At 72.6% G+C, this 16,434-nt stretch carries 15 protein-coding genes; 13 read left to right on the forward strand and 2 right to left on the reverse strand.

What is annotated here, in order from left to right:
* Window positions 1-121: 121 nt before the first annotated feature.
* From IEX47_RS11655 to IEX47_RS11665, 3 genes are read left to right on the forward strand one after another with little or no spacing between them, the layout of a single operon-like run.
* Window positions 122-292, forward strand: coding sequence for a DUF4244 domain-containing protein (locus IEX47_RS11655; RefSeq protein ID WP_188784176.1), 171 nt, complete (start codon window positions 122-124; stop codon window positions 290-292).
* 29 nt (window positions 293-321) lie between these two features.
* A complete protein-coding gene (locus tag IEX47_RS11660; RefSeq protein ID WP_229662828.1) occupies window positions 322-702 on the forward strand; it encodes a TadE family type IV pilus minor pilin in 381 nt (126 codons plus the stop codon).
* Complete coding sequence (locus IEX47_RS11665) at window positions 699-1,061, forward strand: Rv3654c family TadE-like protein (protein WP_188784178.1); 363 nt, start codon at window positions 699-701, stop codon at window positions 1,059-1,061. Before IEX47_RS11660 ends, IEX47_RS11665 begins: the two co-directional genes overlap by 4 nt.
* 44 nt (window positions 1,062-1,105) lie before the next feature.
* Here the strand turns inward: IEX47_RS11665 and sftH are convergent, their stop codons facing one another.
* Window positions 1,106-3,445, reverse strand: a complete 2,340-nt coding sequence (sftH, locus tag IEX47_RS11670; RefSeq protein WP_229662829.1) for a DEAD/DEAH box helicase — start codon at window positions 3,443-3,445, stop codon at window positions 1,106-1,108.
* Between the two features lie 49 nt (window positions 3,446-3,494).
* Here sftH and IEX47_RS11675 point away from each other — a divergent pair, with 49 nt between their 5' ends.
* The 5 genes from IEX47_RS11675 to IEX47_RS11695 all read left to right on the forward strand — a co-directional run bounded on the left by IEX47_RS11675 (window position 3,495) and on the right by IEX47_RS11695 (window position 11,433).
* Window positions 3,495-3,833, forward strand: a complete 339-nt coding sequence (locus IEX47_RS11675) for an STAS domain-containing protein (RefSeq protein ID WP_188784179.1) — start codon at window positions 3,495-3,497, stop codon at window positions 3,831-3,833.
* 90 nt (window positions 3,834-3,923) lie between these two features.
* Complete coding sequence (locus tag IEX47_RS11680) at window positions 3,924-6,332, forward strand: sodium-translocating pyrophosphatase (protein WP_188784180.1); 2,409 nt, start codon at window positions 3,924-3,926, stop codon at window positions 6,330-6,332.
* A 151-nt stretch (window positions 6,333-6,483) separates the two neighbouring features.
* Window positions 6,484-7,989, forward strand: coding sequence for a DUF7059 domain-containing protein (locus IEX47_RS11685; RefSeq protein ID WP_373289217.1), 1,506 nt, complete (start codon window positions 6,484-6,486; stop codon window positions 7,987-7,989).
* 174 nt (window positions 7,990-8,163) lie between these two features.
* Window positions 8,164-10,911, forward strand: coding sequence for a type I DNA topoisomerase (topA, locus tag IEX47_RS11690; protein ID WP_188784182.1), 2,748 nt, complete (start codon window positions 8,164-8,166; stop codon window positions 10,909-10,911).
* A 42-nt stretch (window positions 10,912-10,953) separates the two neighbouring features.
* The gene (locus IEX47_RS11695) at window positions 10,954-11,433 is read left to right on the forward strand and encodes a hypothetical protein (protein ID WP_188784183.1); all 480 of its coding nucleotides are present in this window, start codon (window positions 10,954-10,956) and stop codon (window positions 11,431-11,433) included.
* A gap of 22 nt (window positions 11,434-11,455) precedes the next feature.
* Here IEX47_RS11695 and IEX47_RS11700 read toward each other — a convergent pair whose 3' ends face one another.
* Window positions 11,456-11,725 (reverse strand): hypothetical protein, encoded by a 270-nt coding sequence (locus IEX47_RS11700; protein ID WP_188784184.1) that lies wholly within the window; start codon window positions 11,723-11,725, stop codon window positions 11,456-11,458.
* Window positions 11,726-11,853: 128 nt separating this feature from the next.
* On the opposite strand from IEX47_RS11700, the gene tmk reads away from it, so the two are divergent.
* The 5 genes from tmk to modA are packed head-to-tail and all read left to right on the forward strand — an operon-like array spanning window position 11,854 to window position 16,434.
* Entirely contained in the window at window positions 11,854-12,492 is a 639-nt protein-coding gene (gene tmk / locus IEX47_RS11705; RefSeq protein ID WP_188784185.1) for a dTMP kinase, read from the forward strand.
* Window positions 12,489-13,667 (forward strand): DNA polymerase III subunit delta', encoded by a 1,179-nt coding sequence (locus IEX47_RS11710; protein ID WP_188784186.1) that lies wholly within the window; start codon window positions 12,489-12,491, stop codon window positions 13,665-13,667. Before tmk ends, IEX47_RS11710 begins: the two co-directional genes overlap by 4 nt.
* On the forward strand, window positions 13,664-15,232 hold the full coding sequence (locus tag IEX47_RS11715) for an alpha/beta hydrolase (RefSeq protein ID WP_188784187.1): 1,569 nt from the start codon (window positions 13,664-13,666) through the stop codon (window positions 15,230-15,232). The genes IEX47_RS11710 and IEX47_RS11715 overlap by 4 nt, the downstream gene beginning before the upstream one ends.
* A 39-nt stretch (window positions 15,233-15,271) precedes the next feature.
* Entirely contained in the window at window positions 15,272-15,670 is a 399-nt protein-coding gene (locus IEX47_RS11720; protein ID WP_188784188.1) for a TOBE domain-containing protein, read from the forward strand.
* Entirely contained in the window at window positions 15,667-16,434 is a 768-nt protein-coding gene (modA, locus tag IEX47_RS11725; protein ID WP_188784189.1) for a molybdate ABC transporter substrate-binding protein, read from the forward strand. Before IEX47_RS11720 ends, modA begins: the two co-directional genes overlap by 4 nt.

Genomic DNA, 16,434 nt, shown 5'->3' on the forward strand with positions numbered 1-16,434 from the left:
CACAGCACCCATGGCGGGCGGGCTCTCCACGACACCTGCCGCGGGCACGGCGCGGTCGCGGTGACACGGCGAGCGTGGACCCGACGGGGCGAGTCCCGCCCCGCGACGAGAGGAGTTACGGATGAAGGCGACGCGCAACGAGCAGGGCATCACCACCGCGGAGTACGCCGTGGGCACGGCGGCCGGCGCCGGCCTGGCAGGCGTCCTCTACCAGCTGGTGACGGGCGGCTTCGGCGACCAGCTGCTGCGGATGCTCTTCGACCACGTGCTCGGCCTGCTGGGCATCGGCTGATGGTGCGCAGGCGCGACGAGTGTGGAGCAGTGACCGCCGAGGCGGCGCTCGTGCTGCCGGTCCTCGCCGCGGTGACGCTCGCGCTGATCTGGATGCTGGGGCTGGCAGTGGCGCAGGTCCGGGTGACCGACGCGGCTCGTGAGGCGGCCCGTGCGGTGGCACGCGGCGATCCGGTCGCGGAGGCGACGGCCCTCGCCCGCACGGCCGCTCCCGGGGCGGAGGTGCAGGTCGACGCTGGCGGATCGCGGGTGAGGGTGCGGGTCGTCCGCACCGTGCGGCCGCCGGGCGACCTGCTCGGCCACCTGGCGGGGGCGCGGCTCGAAGCGACCGCCGAGGCACTCACGGAGGGCACTGCAGGCGGGGGCGAGGCCGCGCAGGGCAGCGTCGCGGGGCTGGAGCCGGCACCGTGACCGGGCGTCGCCCCGGGTCCGGGCGCGACGAGCGGGGCACCGCGACGGTCGCCGTGCTCTCGCTGATCGGAGTCGTGCTGCTCGTCGCAGCTGCGGCGGCGGCCGTGCTGGGCGCCGCCGTGGCCCACCGTCAGGCGCAGGCGGCCGCCGACCTTGCGGCGCTCTCCGGGGCGGCTGCGGCCGAGCAGGGTGACGACGCGTGTGGTGCGGCCGCCGACGTCGCGCGGGCCAACGGGGGAGACCTCGCCGACTGCCACCTGGAGGGCGACGACGTCCTGGTCTCGGTCACGGTCGACGTGCCCGGCGGCCTCGCGGTGGTCGGCGAGGTGCGGGCCCGAGCAAGGGCCGGGCGGTCATGACCAGCCCGACGGTGGCCATCCGCGGGACCAGCCGCGCGACCGCCTCAGAGCGCCCGGGCGAGGAGGGCGTCGAGCAGGCGCACCGCGGCGTGCTTGTCGAGCGGGTTGTTCTGGTTGCCGCACTTGGGCGACTGCACGCAGCTCGGGCAGCCCTCGGCGCAGGCGCAGCCCTCGATCGCCTCACGCGTCGCGGTGAGCCAGTCGCGGGCCACGGCGTAGCCCCGCTCCGCGAAGCCGGCGCCGCCGGGGTGCCCGTCGTGCACGAAGACGGTGAGCATGCCGGTGTCGGGGTGGAGCGCGGTCGAGACGCCGCCGATGTCCCAGCGGTCGCAGGTCGCGAAGAGAGGAAGGAGCCCGATCGCGGCGTGCTCGGCGGCGTGCGCGGCACCGGGCAGGTCGCCCGGCTCGAGGCCGGCGGCCTCCCACACGTGCTGCGGCACGGTCCACCAGACCGAGCCGGTGTGGAGCGATCGCGCGGGCAGGTCGAGCGGCTCCTCGCCGATCACCTCGCCCGAGGGCTGGCGCCTCCGCAGGTAGGAGACGACCTGGTGCGACACCGCCACCGAGCCGAAGGAGAGCCGGCAGCCACCCCACATCACGTGGTCGCGCTCGCCGAGGATCCGGATGTCGGTGATCTCGCGTGCCGACGTCGAGTAGTCGGTCTCGGCGCGCTCCATGAAGGCGACGTGGCCCTCGAGGTCGAGCTGCTCGACCAGCCAGGTCTCGCCGCGGTGCACGTAGACCGCGCCGGGGTGGGCGGTGCCGTGGGCCGAGCCGGCGTCGACCGTGCCGACGACCCGGCCGCTCGAGGCCTCGACGAGCTGCACCGGGGAGCCACCGGCCGAGCGCAGGTCGGCCAGGTCGGTGGCGCGCCGGTGGTCGGTCCAGAACCAGCCCGCCTGACGCCGCCGCAGCATGCCGGCCCCGGTCAGAGCGTCCACCGCCTCGCGAGCAGTCGGCCCGAAGAGGGGCAGGTCGGCCGGCGTGAGCGGCTTCTCCTCCGCCGCGGCGCAGAGGTGGGGGCCGAGCACGTAGGGGTTCGACGGGTCGAAGACGCTCGCCTCGACGGGGCGGCCGAGCAGCGCCTCGGGGTGCTGCACGAGGTAGGTGTCGAGCGGGTCGTCGCGCGCGACCAGCACGGCGAGGGCGTCACCGCCGTTGCGGCCCGCGCGCCCGACCTGCTGCCACAGCGCCGCCCGCGTGCCCGGGAAGCCCGCGAGCAGCACGGCGTCGAGCCCGCTCACGTCGATGCCGAGCTCCAGCGCGTTGGTCGCCGCAAGCCCGAGCAGGTCGCCACGGCGCAGCGCCGCCTCGATCTCGCGGCGCTCCTCCGGCAGGTAGCCCCCGCGGTACGCCGCAACCCGCTGCGGCAGCGACGGGTCGACCTCGGCGAGGTGGTCGGCAGCCGTGCGGGCGACCTGCTCGGCGCCGCGCCGCGAGCGGATGAAGGCGAGCGTCCGCACGCCCTCGACCACCAGGTCGGTGAGCAGGTCGGCGCACTCCGAGCTCGCCGCACGACGCACGGGCGCGCCGTTCTCCCCCTCGTAGGAGGTGAAGGGCGGCTCCCAGAGCCCGAGCGCCACCCGACCGCGCGGCGAGCCGTCGTCGGTCACCGCCTGCGCCGGCAGCCCGGTGAGGCGCAGGGCCAGCGCCTCCGGGTCGGCGACCGTCGCGCTGGCGAGGACGAACGTCGGGGACGCGCCGTACATCGCGCAGATCCGGCGGAGCCGGCGGATGACGTGGGAGACGTGGGCGCCGAAGACGCCGCGGTAGTGGTGGCACTCGTCGATCACGACGAACTCCAGGCCGCGGAGGAAGCGCGACCACCGCTCGTGGCCGGGCAGGAGCGAGTGGTGGAGCATGTCGGGGTTGGTGAGCAGGAGCTCGCCGCGGTCGCGTGCCCAGTCGCGCTGCTCGCGGGAGCTGTCGCCGTCGTGGGTGGTGGCCCAGACGCCGGTGCGGAGCTCGAGCAGCGAGGCGAGCTGGTCCTGGGCGAGGGCCTTGGTGGGCGCGAGGTAGAGCGCGGTCGCGCCGCGCTGGCCGTGCGGCCCCCGGCTGTTGAGGATCGTCGTGAGCGCGGGCAGCTGGTAGGCGAGCGACTTTCCCGACGCGGTGCCGGTGGCGAGCACGACGTGCCGGCCGGCGTGCGCCGCGGAGGCCGCCGCGGCCTGGTGGCTCCACGGCGAGGTGACGCCGCGACTGGTGAAGCCCGCGACGACGTCGGGGTGCGCCCACGCGGGCCACTCCGCCCGCACGCCCTCCCGCGGTGGCAGCACCTCGACGTGCGCGAGCCGGTCGGCGCGCGGAGGCGTCGCCAGCCGGTCGAGGAGGGCGGCGACGTCGACCCCCGGCCTCCCCGGCAATGCGTGCTGCGTCGACGTCACCCACCCAGTTTCCCAGCGACCACCGACAGCCGCGTGGTTTGATACCGGCGTGGACCTCGACCTCACTGCCCGCGACCTCGACGGTGTGTCGGTCGTCGCCGTCAAGGGCGAGATCGACGTCTACACCGCGCCCCGGCTCCGTGACCGGATCACCGACCTCGTCGGTGGCGGCACCTACCGGATCGTGGTCGACCTCGAGGGCGTGGAGTTCCTCGACTCGACTGGTCTCGGTGTGCTCGTCGGCGGCCTGAAGAAGGTGCGCGCGCACGGCGGCTCGCTCCAGCTGGTCTGCACGCAGGAGCGCCTGCTCAAGATCTTCCGCATCACGGGCCTGGCGAAGGTCTTCGCGATCCACGACGACCTCGACAGCGCGATCGCCGCCGCCTGAGGCGCTCGTCACCTCCACCCCTCGACGGGTCGGTGAAGCCGTGCCACTCTGAAACGGCACACGGGGGTTCCCGGACGACAGAGGTGTGGCATGGCTGCTGCAGACATCGAACTGACCGGTTCCGACCTGACGCTCGTCCTGGGCGTCGGAGCGGTGGCGCTCGTCGCCCTGATCATGGCGGCGGTCTTCCGACGGCAGGTCCTGGCCGCCGACGAGGGCACCCCGATGATGCAGGAGATCGCGAAGGCGGTGCAGGAGGGCGCTGACGCCTACCTGCGACGGCAGCTCAAGACACTGGCCGGGTTCGCGGTGATCGCCTTCCTCCTGCTCCTCGCGCTGCCGGCCGACGACCTCGGCGTACGTCTGGGGCGGTCAGCGTTCTTCCTCGTGGGAGCGGCGTTCTCGGCGACGATCGGCTACCTCGGCATGTGGCTCGCGGTGCGCGCCAACGTCCGGGTCGCCTCCGCCGCCGACGAGCCCGGGGGAGCGGGCCGCGGTGCGGCGATGAACATCGCCTTCCGCACGGGCGCCTTCGTCGGCATGGCCACGGTCGGCCTCGGCCTGCTCGGCGCCAGCCTCGTCGTGCTCCTGTACGGCGGCCAGGCGCCACATGTCCTCGAGGGCTTCGGCTTCGGAGCCGCGCTGCTCGCGATGTTCATGCGTGTCGGCGGCGGCATCTTCACCAAGGCCGCCGACGTCGGCGCCGACCTCGTCGGCAAGGTCGAGCAGGGCATCCCCGAGGACGACCCGCGCAACGCCGCGACGATCGCCGACAACGTCGGTGACAACGTCGGCGACTGCGCCGGCATGGCCGCCGACCTCTTCGAGTCGTACGCCGTCACCCTGGTCGCAGCGCTCATCCTCGGGTCGGCGGCGTTCGGCCTGCAGGGCCTGGTCTTCCCGCTGCTCGTGCCGGCTGTCGGCGCGGTGACCGCCGTGATCGGCATCTTCCTGTGCCGCCCGCGTGAGGGCGAGAACGGCCTGCGCACGATCAACCGCGCCTTCTACCTGAGCGCAGCCATCGCGGCTGTCGCCTGCTCGGCCGTCGCCTTTGCCTACCTGCCGCGCTCGATCAGCGGGCTCACCGGCGGCCTCAACAGCACCACCGCCGGCGCCGCCAAGCAGCTCGACGCGATCACCGGCTCCACGACCGGCAGCATCGACCCGGCCCTGGTCGCCGCCAGCGCGGTGCTCATCGGCATCGTCCTCGCGGCGGTGATCCTGGCGATCACCGGCTACTTCACCGGCACCGAGCACGAGCCGGTCAAGGGGGTCGGCCGCACCTCCGTGACCGGCGCGGCGACCGTGATCCTCAGCGGCCTGAGTGTCGGCTTCGAGTCGGCGGTCTACACGACGCTGGTGATCGGAGCAGCCGTCTTCGGCGCCTTCGCCCTCGGCTCCGGCTCGCTGTCGGTGGCCCTCTTCGCCGTGGCCCTCACCGGCTGCGGACTGCTCACCACCGTCGGCGTGATCGTCGCGATGGACACCTTCGGCCCGGTCTCCGACAACGCCCAGGGCATCGCGGAGATGTCGGGCGACGTCCACGAGTCCGGCGCACAGGTGCTGACCGAGCTCGACGCGGTCGGCAACACCACGAAGGCGATCACCAAGGGCATCGCGATCGCGACCGCGGTGCTCGCAGCCAGCGCTCTCTTCGGCTCCTACATCGGCTCGGTCATCGACGAGCTCCAGGCGAGCGGTGCGAAGTCCGCACCGACGTTCGCGGTCTTCAGCCCCGACGTCCTGGTCGGGCTCCTCATCGGCGTCAGCGTGGTCTTCCTCTTCGCGGGTCTGGCCATCAACGCCGTCGGGCGCGCGGCCGGTGCGGTCGTCATGGAGGTGCGCAAGCAGTTCGCCGAGGACCCGGGGATCATGGCCGGCACCAGCCGCCCGGCGTACGGCCGCGTCGTCGACATCGTCACCCGCGACTCGCTGCGCGAGCTGGTCACGCCCGGTGTCCTCGCGGTCCTGGCGCCCGTCGTCGTGGGCTTCGGCCTGGGCGTCGGACCGCTCGCGGGCTTCCTCGCCGGCGCGATCGGAGCGGGCACCCTGATGGCGGTCTTCCTCGCCAACGCGGGTGGCGCCTGGGACAACGCCAAGAAGCTGATCGAGGACGGTCACCACGGGGGGAAGGGGTCCGCGGCCCATGAGGCGACGATCATCGGTGACACCGTCGGTGACCCGTTCAAGGACACCGCCGGCCCCGCGATCAACCCGCTGATCAAGGTGATGAACCTGGTCAGCCTCCTGATCGTCGGCGCCGTCGTGAGCATGACCCTCGGCCGCGACGCCAACCGTCCGCTCTCGCTCCTCATCTCCGGGGTCGCGCTGGCGATCATCGTGGCGGCCGTCGTGGCGAGCAAGCGGCGCTCGACCCACCTCCACGACAAGTACGACGTGCCCGACAGCCCGGCGACCCTGAAGCCGTCGGCTCCGCGCAGCGAGCGGCCGGGTGCGCACGAGCCGCCGCACTCGCGCCGCGGAGTGGTCCGCCACTGACGCGCCGCCGTCGTACGCGCCGCCCGTCATCGCTGTAACGCCCTGTTGCGGCCACTGACGCCCTCGTCTGCGAGGGCGCCAGTGCACCGAACAGGGCGTTACGGTGCCGGCCGAGCGGGAGCACAGAGCGCCGTCGGGGATGATGGGGCGCGTGACCGACCGCGCGCCCCTCGCCGATGCCCTTCGCGCCGCACTCGCGGACGCCTCGTACACCTACGACGGCGTCGCCGAGCTGCTCGGCCCGATCGCCCACAACGCGCTGTCGCGCAACGAGACCGCCCCCGGCCTGCGGCGTACGACGGGTGGCAGCCCGCTCGCGACGCTGACGCGGCTCTTCCTGCTGCAGGCCACGGTGCCGGTGGTGGATGCCGAGAAGGCGCTGCCCGGCCTCGTCGACCGGCTCTGCGTCGAGGGCATCCTCGAGCGGAGCCTGAGCGAGGTGGCCGCGCGCATCGACGTCCGCCCCTACGGCGCCCAGCTCGACGAGGACAGCGACCGCGACTTCTGGGTCGTCTCCGACCTGACGCCCGGCCTCGACGGCACGCCCAACAAGGTCGGTGCCAACCACGTCCTCGGCATCTCCAGCGCATCGACCAGCCTCGCCCAGCTGACCCTGCGCCACGAGGTCGGCACCGCGCTCGACCTCGGCACCGGCTGTGGCGTCCAGGCGCTCCACCTCGCCGGCCACGCGGAGCGGGTCGTCGCCACCGACGTCAACAAGCGCGCGCTGTGGATCGCCGGCTTCAACGCCGCGCTCAACCAGACGCCCAACGTCGAGGTGCTCGACGGCTCCTTCTTCGAGCCGGTCGCGGGCGAGACCTTCGACCTGATCGCGACGAACCCGCCGTTCGTCATCTCGCCGGCGACGGGGGAGCGGCTGGTCTACCGCGACTCCGGCCTGCCCGGCGACCGCGTGGTCGAGGACATCGTCCGCAAGGCGCCGGAGCTGCTCAACGACGGCGGCTGGTGCCAGGTGCTGGCCAACTGGATCATCCGCGAGGACACGCCGTGGGACGAGCGGCTCGCCTCCTGGCTCGACGGCAGCTGCGACGCGTTCATCGTGCAGCGCGAGGTGCTCGACCCGGCCAGCTACGTCGAGCTGTGGCTCAAGGACGCCGGCCTGCAGTCCGCGACCGACTACCTGCACCGCTACGACACCTGGCTCGCGTGGTTCGAGGAGCAGGGCATCGAGGCGATCGGCTTCGGCTGGATCAACCTCCGCAAGCGCCCGGCCGGCGCCGCCGGTGAGCCCACCCTCCGCCTCGAGGAGTGGCCGTACGACGTGGAGCAGCCGATCGCGCCCGCCATCGCCGCGTGGGGCGAGGCCGTCGACACGCTCGCGACCCTGCGCGACGACGACGCGCTGATGGGCGCCACGCTCCAGGTTCGCGAGGACGTCCAGCAGGAGACCGTCGGCGCTCCCGGCGCCGAGGACCCGCACACCGTGGTGCTCCGCCAGCAGCGCGGGTTCCGACGCGCCCGCAAGGCCGACACGGTCGAGGCGGCGCTCGTCGGTGCCTGCGACGGTGAGCTGACCGTCGGCCAGATCCTCGACGCCCTCGCGCAGCTCCTCGAGGCCGACCCGGCCGAGACCCGCGCGGCGTACGCGGAGAAGGTCCGCGAGCTGGTGGCCGAGAGCTTCCTCGAGCTCGCCTGACCCGACGCAACACCCCTCGGGAGTCCTCCGCGGAGCCGGCCCGGGGCGTAGCCCCGCGGCGTACGTCACCTCACATCCGCACGGGACCCCCTGAATCGTGGGGCTACAGTGAGCGGCCGTGAGCACCCTCTCGGCAAGGTGAGGTGCCACCAAACAGCAGGGAGAGCTGAGCGCGTGGGACACAAGCTGGTCATCGTCGAGTCCCCGGCCAAGGCCCGCACCATCGGTGGGTACCTCGGTCCGGGCTATGTCGTCGAGTCCTCGATCGGCCACATCCGCGACCTCCCCAACAACGCCGCGGAGATCCCGGCGAAGATCAAGGACAAGCCCTGGGGCCGCCTGGGCATCGACGTCGACGGCGAGTTCACGCCGTACTACGTGGTGCCGCGGGACAAGAAGGCCCACATGACCAAGCTCAAGTCGCTGCTGAAGGACGCCGACGAGCTCTTCCTCGCCACCGATGAGGACCGCGAGGGCGAGGCGATCGCCTGGCACCTCCTCGAGGAGCTGAAGCCGAAGAAGGACGTCCCCGTCCACCGGATGGTCTTCCACGAGATCACCAAGCCGGCGATCCTCGCGGCGGTCGCGAACCCGCGCCACATCAACGACGACCTGGTCGAGGCGCAGGAGACCCGCCGCATCCTCGACCGCCTCTACGGCTACGAGATCTCGCCGGTCCTGTGGCGCAAGGTCCAGAGCGGTCTCTCCGCCGGCCGCGTCCAGTCCGTCGCGACGCGCCTCGTGGTCGACCGCGAGAAGGAGCGGATGGCCTTCAAGGTCGCCTCCTACTGGGACCTCGAGGGCACCTTCGACGCCGGCTCGGCCCACGACCAGCGGATGTTCCCCGCCAAGATCCACTCGATCGACGGTGCCCGCATCGCCCGCGGCTCCGACTTCGACACCAACGCCCAGCTGACCGCCTCCGCGACGAAGACGGGCGTCGCCCACCTCGACCGCAGGGCCGCCGAGGCGCTCGTCGGCGCGCTCGCCGACACCTCCTTCACGGTGCGCAGCGTCGAGTCGAAGCCCTACAAGCGGAGCCCCTACGCGCCGTTCCGCACCACGACGCTGCAGCAGGAGGCGAGCCGCAAGCTCGGCATGACCGCGCAGGTCGCGATGAGCGTGGCGCAGCGCCTCTACGAGGGCGGCTACATCACCTACATGCGTACCGACTCCACGACCCTCAGCGACGCCGCCGTCGGCGCGGCCCGCGAGCAGGTCCGCGAGCTGTACGGCGCGGAGTACCTCCCCGACCGTCCCCGCGTCTACGCGTCGAAGGTCAAGAACGCCCAGGAGGCGCACGAGGCGATCCGCCCCGCCGGCGAGCACTTCCGCACCCCGGCGCAGACCGGCCTGTCCGGCGACCAGTTCCGGCTCTACGAGCTGATCTGGATGCGCACGGTCGCCTCGCAGATGAAGGACGCGGTCGGCAACACCGTCTCGGTCCGCCTCGGCGGCACCGCCTCCGACGGCCGCGACGTCCTCTTCTCGGCATCCGGCCGCACGATCACCTTCCACGGCTTCCTCAAGGCGTACGTCGAGGGCACCGACAACGACGCCACCAAGGACGACGCCGAGACGCGGCTGCCCAACCTGACCGAGGGCGCTGCGGTCTCGGCCGCGAGCCTGAGCGCGGCCGGCCACGAGACCAAGCCCCCGTCGCGGTTCACCGAGGCGACGCTGATCAAGGAGCTCGAGGACCGGGAGATCGGTCGCCCGTCGACGTACGCGAGCATCATCTCGACGATCATCAACCGCGGCTACGTCTACAAGAAGGGCACGGCGCTGGTGCCGGCCTGGATCGCGTTCTCGGTCGTGCGGCTGCTCGAGGAGCACTTCACCCGCCTCATCGACTACGACTTCACGGCCTCCCTCGAGGAGGTCCTCGACGGCATCGCCCGTGGCGAGCGCAACAAGATCGTGGAGCTGCGCGAGTTCTACTTCGGCTCCGACTCCAAGGTCGGCGTGAAGCCGCTCGTCGAGGGCCTGGGCGACATCGACGCCAAGGCGCTCGCGACGTTCCCCGTCGGCGACCCGGCCGACGGCATCGTGCTCCGCGTCGGCCGCTACGGCCCCTACATCGAGGGCCCGGAGGGTGACGCCGACGGTGCCCCGATGCGCGCCAACGTCCCTGACGACCTGCCGCCCGACGAGCTCACCGCGGCCAAGGCGCGCGAGCTCTTCGCCAACCCGGCCGGCGCCGAGATCGAGCTGGGCGTCCACCCCGACACCGGCCTGCAGGTCGTGGCGAAGAACGGCCGCTTCGGCCCCTACGTCACCGAGGTCCTGCCCGAGGACGCGCCCAAGACCGGCAAGAACGCCGTCAAGGCGCGCACCGGCTCGCTCTTCAAGGACATGTCGCTCGACACGATCACGCTCGAGGACGCCATCAAGCTCCTCTCCCTGCCGCGGGTCGTCGGTGTCGACACCGACGGCGAGGAGATCACCGCGCAGAACGGCCGCTACGGCCCGTACCTCAAGAAGGGCACCGACTCCCGCACGATCGCGTCGGAGACCCAGCTGCTGACGATCACGCTCGAGGAGGCGCAGGCGATCTACGCCCAGCCGAAGCAGCGTGGCCGTGCGGCCGCGGCGCCGCCGCTCAAGGAGCTGGGTCCGGACCCGGTCTCGGGCCAGCCTGTCGTCATCAAGTCGGGCCGCTTCGGCGACTACGTGACCGACGGCGAGTACAACGCGACGCTGCGCAAGGACGACACGATCGAGTCGATGACGATCGAGCGTGCAGCCGAGCTGCTCGCCGAGCGTCGTGCCAAGGGCCCGGCGAAGAAGGCCACCAAGAAGGCGACCGCCAAGAAGGCCCCGGCCAAGAAGGCGACCGCGAAGAAGGCAGCGGCCAAGAAGACCACTGCCACGAAGAGCGCCGCGAAGAAGACGACGAAGGCCGCTGCGAAGAAGTCGTAGCGCCTCCCGGGATTCGGGCTGCTCCGGGTGCACCATCCTCGTATGAGCATCCAGGAGCAGCTCGATCCCGCCGCTGCTGACGAGGTCGTCGCCAAGGTCCCGCCGATCGACGACGACTTCCTCCACCGCGTGCTCGTCGAGGACCCGGCTGCCGCGACCTCGCCCCCGTCGGCACCTGCCGGCGGGAAGATCGCCCGCAGCGCCCGCGCCACCGGCCGCGGCCTGCTGACGCTCACGCTGTTCCTGCTCGGCCTCGCCGCCGGTGGCGGGGCCGGCTTCGGCTACGGCGAGGGCCTCGTCGCCAAGGCGGGCCGCACCGACCTGCTCCCGTCGTACGCCGTGTGGCCGGTGCTCTGGTGGGTGCTGCTCGCGAGCGTCCCCGTCGTGCTCACGCTGGCGTTCTGGAAGCGGGTCCGCCCGCTCTGCTTCGGCTACCTGCTCGCGCTGCCGTGGCAGCTCGTCTTCGTGCTCGTCTACGTCTACGCGACCTACGGCACCTGGGGCCACGGCCCGGCGCACTGACCCCGCGTGAGGGCCACCCGCCTCACAGCGGCGCGGGTGCCCTCCGTGCGGCGCAGATCTCCCGGCTCCGGACCGGGCCGCCGAGCACCGCGCTGATCCAGCAGAGGTTGAAGGCGCCCGCCGACAGCGGCACCACGCTCCACGCCATCAGGACGATCCCGAGCGTCGAGTCGCGCAGCGCGAACCCGGTGACCAGGAAGGCCGTGCCGGCGGCGAGACGGAAGGCCCGTCCTGCGCCGCTGTTGATCCACCGGCTGAAGCCGGTCTCGTTGAACCGATCCGCTGCGCCCATGACGGGCCTCCTCTGGGGTGGGTGACACCTCGAGTCTCGGCCCGCGGTCGCCGCGCGACCATGACCCGGACCCCGCCGGGGATGATCGCCCGGCCGGACCGTGGGTGCCCAGCCCTAAGGTGTACGACGTGAGCACGGGCGCCTTCTCCGACACCGGCCTCTTCGTCTGCTTCGAGGGCGGCGAGGGCGGCGGCAAGTCGACGCAGTCGCGCCTGCTGCAGCAGTGGCTCGAGGCCGACGGTCACGAGGTCGTCCTGACCTTCGAGCCGGGCGACACCGAGGTCGGCAAGCGGATCCGCCAGATCGTGCTGAGCCCCGAGACCGGCGAGCTGAGCAACCGCACCGAGGTGCTGCTCTACGCCGCCGACAAGGCCGAGCACGTCGACACCGTCGTCCTGCCGGCCCTCCGCGCGGGCCGCGTCGTGATCACCGACCGCTACGTCGACTCCGCGCTGGCCTACCAGGGCGCCGGGCGCACCGAGGCGGTCGCCGAGGTCGAGGCGGTCAACCGCTGGGCGACGCGTGACCTGCGACCGCACCTGACCGTCGTCCTCGACCTGGCGCCGCAGGCCGGGCTGGGCCGGTTCGAGGAGCGCGACCGCATCGAGGGGGAGTCGCTGGAGTTCCACCAGCGCGTGCGCGAGGCCTTCCTGGCGATGGCTGCCGCAGACCCCGACCACTACCTCGTCGTCGACGCCCGCGGCTCGATCGAGGAGATCCACGCCGTGATCCGCGCGCGCGTCGCCGCGATGCTGGTGACCGCATGACCACCGCCTCCGTCGACCAGCGCTCCGGCGGCATCTGGGACCACCTCGTCGGCCAGCGTGCGGCCATCACCGCGCTGTCGCGCGCGGCCCGGGGCCAGGGCATGAGCCATGCCTGGCTCTTCACCGGCCCGCCCGGGTCGGGCCGCTCCAACGCAGCGGTCGCCTTCGCCGCGGCGCTGCAGTGCGAGGAGGGCGGCTGCGGCACGTGCCACGCCTGCCACACGGTGATGGCCGGCTCCCACGCCGACGTCTCCGTCGTCCGCACCGAGAAGCTCTCGATCGGTGTCGACGAGGTCCGAGACATCGTCCGCCGCTCGGGGCTGAGCCCGGTCGGCAAGCGCTGGCAGATCCTCGTCGTCGAGGACGCCGACCGCCTCACCGACCAGGCCTGCAACGCCCTGCTCAAGGCGATCGAGGAGCCCACCCCGCGCACGGTCTGGATGCTCTGCGCGCCCACCGTCGAGGACGTCCTGACCACGATCCGCTCGCGCTGCCGCCTCGTCACGCTGACCACGCCCGCGCCGGCCGACGTCGCGGCGTTCCTCGTGCGCACGATGGGCGTCCAGGAGTCCCTCGCGGAGTACGCCGCCCGCCACAGCCAGGGCCACATCGGCCGGGCTCGCGCCCTGGCGAAGGATGAGCACGTCCGCAACCGGCGCCGCGAGATCGTCGCGATCCCCGCCCGGCTCACCTCGCTCGGTGCCTGCATGCAGGCCGCCGACCGGCTCCACGCCGCGGCCAAGGCCGAGGCCGACGCGATCACCGGCGAGCTCGACAAGCGCGAGAAGGTCGACCTCGACGCGGCGTACGGCGTGGTCGAGCGTGGTCGCCGTCCGCGGGAGTACTCACCCGCCCTGGCCGCGCTCGAGAAGGGCCAGAAGACCCGCGCGAAGCGGCGCATCCTCGATGTCGTCGACCGCGCCCTGATGGACCTGGTGAGCGTCTACCGCGACTCCATCGCGATGGCGACGGGCTCCGGCGCCGCGCTGGTCAACGAGGAGCTCCGGCCCGACCTGGAGCGCCTGGTGCAGGTGAGCACCCCGGAGCAGGACCTGCGGCGCATCGACGCGATCTTCCAGGCGCGGGAGCAGATGCTCGAGTTCAACGTCCCGGCGCAGCTCGCGCTGGAGTCGATGATGGTGGCGCTGAAGCTGCCGGAGGGAGGCCGGGCGTGAAGCGTGCGCTGCCGATCGTCTTCGTCGTTCTCGCGGTGCTCTTCCCCGCGGTGATCGCGGTGGCGGTGCTCGCCGACGAGCGGGGCGGCGACCAGGGCTCGCCCACGGCATCGAGCACCTCCGTGCCGGTCCGTCCGGAGCAGAAGGGCGCGCGCACCGCGCCGAGGCCCGGTCTCCAGCGCTTCTACGACCAGCGGCTCGACTGGTCGACGTGTCGCGACGGCGACGCCTGCGCGACCCTCGAGGTGCCGCTCGACTACCGCAAGCCGACCGGCGCCACGATCGGCATCGCGGTGCTGCGCAACGCCGCCGACGGCTCCCGCAACGCCCCCGACCTGCTCGTCAACCCGGGCGGCCCGGGTGCTCCCGGCACCGACATGGCGGCGGCGCCGGTCGGCTCCTACTTCCCGGCGACGATCCACGAGCACTTCAACCTGATCGGCTTCGACCCGCGCGGCACGGGCGCGAGCGACCCGGTCGACTGCCTGAGCGACCGCGAGGTCGACGAGATGATGGCCGCCGACCCCGACCCCGACAACCCCCGCGAGGTCACCGACACCGTCAAGCGCGCCGATGCCTTCGCTGCCGGCTGCGAGCGGCGCACGGGCGAGCTCTTCCGCCACCTCTCGACCCACGACGCCGCCCGCGACATGGACGTCCTGCGCGCTGCCCTGGGCAACGCGAAGATGGACTACCTCGGCTTCTCCTACGGCACCAAGCTCGGCGCCACCTACGCCGACCTCTTCCCGAAGCGGGTCGGCCGGATGGTGCTCGACGGCGCCGTCGACCCGACGCTCTCCTCGCTCGACTCCTCGCTGGGCCAGGCCCACGGCTTCCAGGTCGCCCTCGATGCGTACGTCGACCACTGTGTCGAGGGTGGCGGCTGCTACCTCGGCGACACCCGCGCGGCTGCGCTCCGCCGGATCAGCGCGTTCCTCGACGACATCGACACCACGCCGCTCGTCGTCGGCACCCGGCGGCTGACCGCCGGCACGGCGTTCCTCGGCATCATCCAGCCGCTCTACGTCCGTGAGCTCTGGCCGGCGCTCGACGATGCACTGAAGAAGGCGCTCCACGGCGATGGCAGCGGCCTGCTGCAGTGGTCCGACCTCTACACCGCGCGCAAGCCCGGCGGCGGCTACGAGGACAACAGCGCCGAGGCGATCGCCGCGATCAACTGCGACGACGACCCCACCTCGGTGCCCGCGGCCCGGATCCCGGCGCTCTTCCCGCGCTTCGAGAAGGAGTCGCCGACCTTCGGCCGGATCTTCGCGTGGGGCATGCTCGGCTGCCGCTCGCTCGGCCCGGGCAAGGGTGCTCCGAAGCCCGACTGGCACCTCGACGCCAGGGGCGCCGCCCCGATCGTGGTCATCGGCACCACCCGCGACCCCGCCACGCCGCTCGCCTGGGCGCAGGCGCTCGCCTCCCAGCTCGACTCCGGCGTGCTGATCACGCGCGACGGCGACGGCCACACCGGCTACAACAAGGGCAACTCCTGTGTCGACGACGCCGTCGAGACGTACCTCATCGACGGCAAGGCGCCGAGCCGCGACCTGACCTGCTGAGGGGTTCCTTCCGCATCTGCGGTGCTCTACGCTGGCCGCATGCCGCATCTGCGCCTCAAGGACGCCGCCGCCCATCTGGGCGTCAGTGACGACACGGTCCGCCGCTGGATCGAGCGGGGGCTGCTCGAGGCCCACGTCGACGAGGCCGGCCGCAAGGTCGTCGACGGCTTCGAGGTGGCGATGGTCGCGCGCGAGCAGGCCCAGCAGCCCGGGGCCCCCGGCGCCAGCTCGGCCCGCAACCGCTTCGTGGGGCTGGTCACCGACATCACCCTCGACACGGTCATGGCGCAGGTCGAGCTCCAGTGCGGCCCCTTCCGGGTGGTCTCGTTGATGAGCAGTGAGGCGGTCCGTGAGCTCGGCCTCGAGCGCGGCTCGCTCGCCACGGCCGTCATCAAGTCGACCAACGTGGTCGTCGAGACCCATGAAGGAGTCGCATGAGCCTGCGCCGCCTCGCCGCCGCCACCGTCGTCGCGCTCCTCGGCTCCGGCCTCGCCGCCTGCAGCGACCCATCCGTTCCGGCCGTCGACGACAGCCACCCCAAGCGCCTGACGGTGTACGCCGCGAGCTCGCTCAAGCCCGCCTTCGACCAGCTCGGCAGCACCTTCGAGGACGCGCACCCCGGCACGCTGGTCGACTTCAACTACGCCGGCTCCTCCGACCTCGTCGCCCAGATCGAGCAAGGTGCGCCTGCCGACGTCTTCGCCTCGGCGGACACGAAGAACATGGAGAAGCTCGGCGCGGCCGCGGTCGACCCTGCCGACTTCGCGACCAACACCCTCGAGATCGCGGTGCCCCCGGACAACCCGGCGCACGTCACGAGGCTCGACGACCTGGCGCGCCCCGGCGTACAGCTGGTGACGTGCGCGCCCCAAGTGCCGTGCGGTGCCGCGGCGGCGCTGGTCGAGGCCGGCGCGAAGCTCGACTGGAAGCCGGTGTCGGAGGAGCAGTCGGTCGCCGACGTCCTCGGGAAGGTGGAGTCGGGCGAGGCCGACGCCGGCCTCGTCTACGTCACGGACGTGAAGGCTGCCGGCGACAAGGTCGAGGGCATCGAGATCCCGGCGGCGGTCAACGCCACGAACACCTACCCGATCGCGTCGCTCGAGGGCGCGAAGGACGCCGACCTCGCCGCGGCGTGGGTCGCCTACGTCACCGGACCGGCGGGTCAGAGGGTTCTCCGCGAGTACGGGTTCGGCAGGGCCTGA

Source organism: Nocardioides phosphati (genome assembly GCF_014646375.1).
In the GTDB taxonomy this organism is placed as follows: domain Bacteria; phylum Actinomycetota; class Actinomycetes; order Propionibacteriales; family Nocardioidaceae; genus Nocardioides; species Nocardioides phosphati.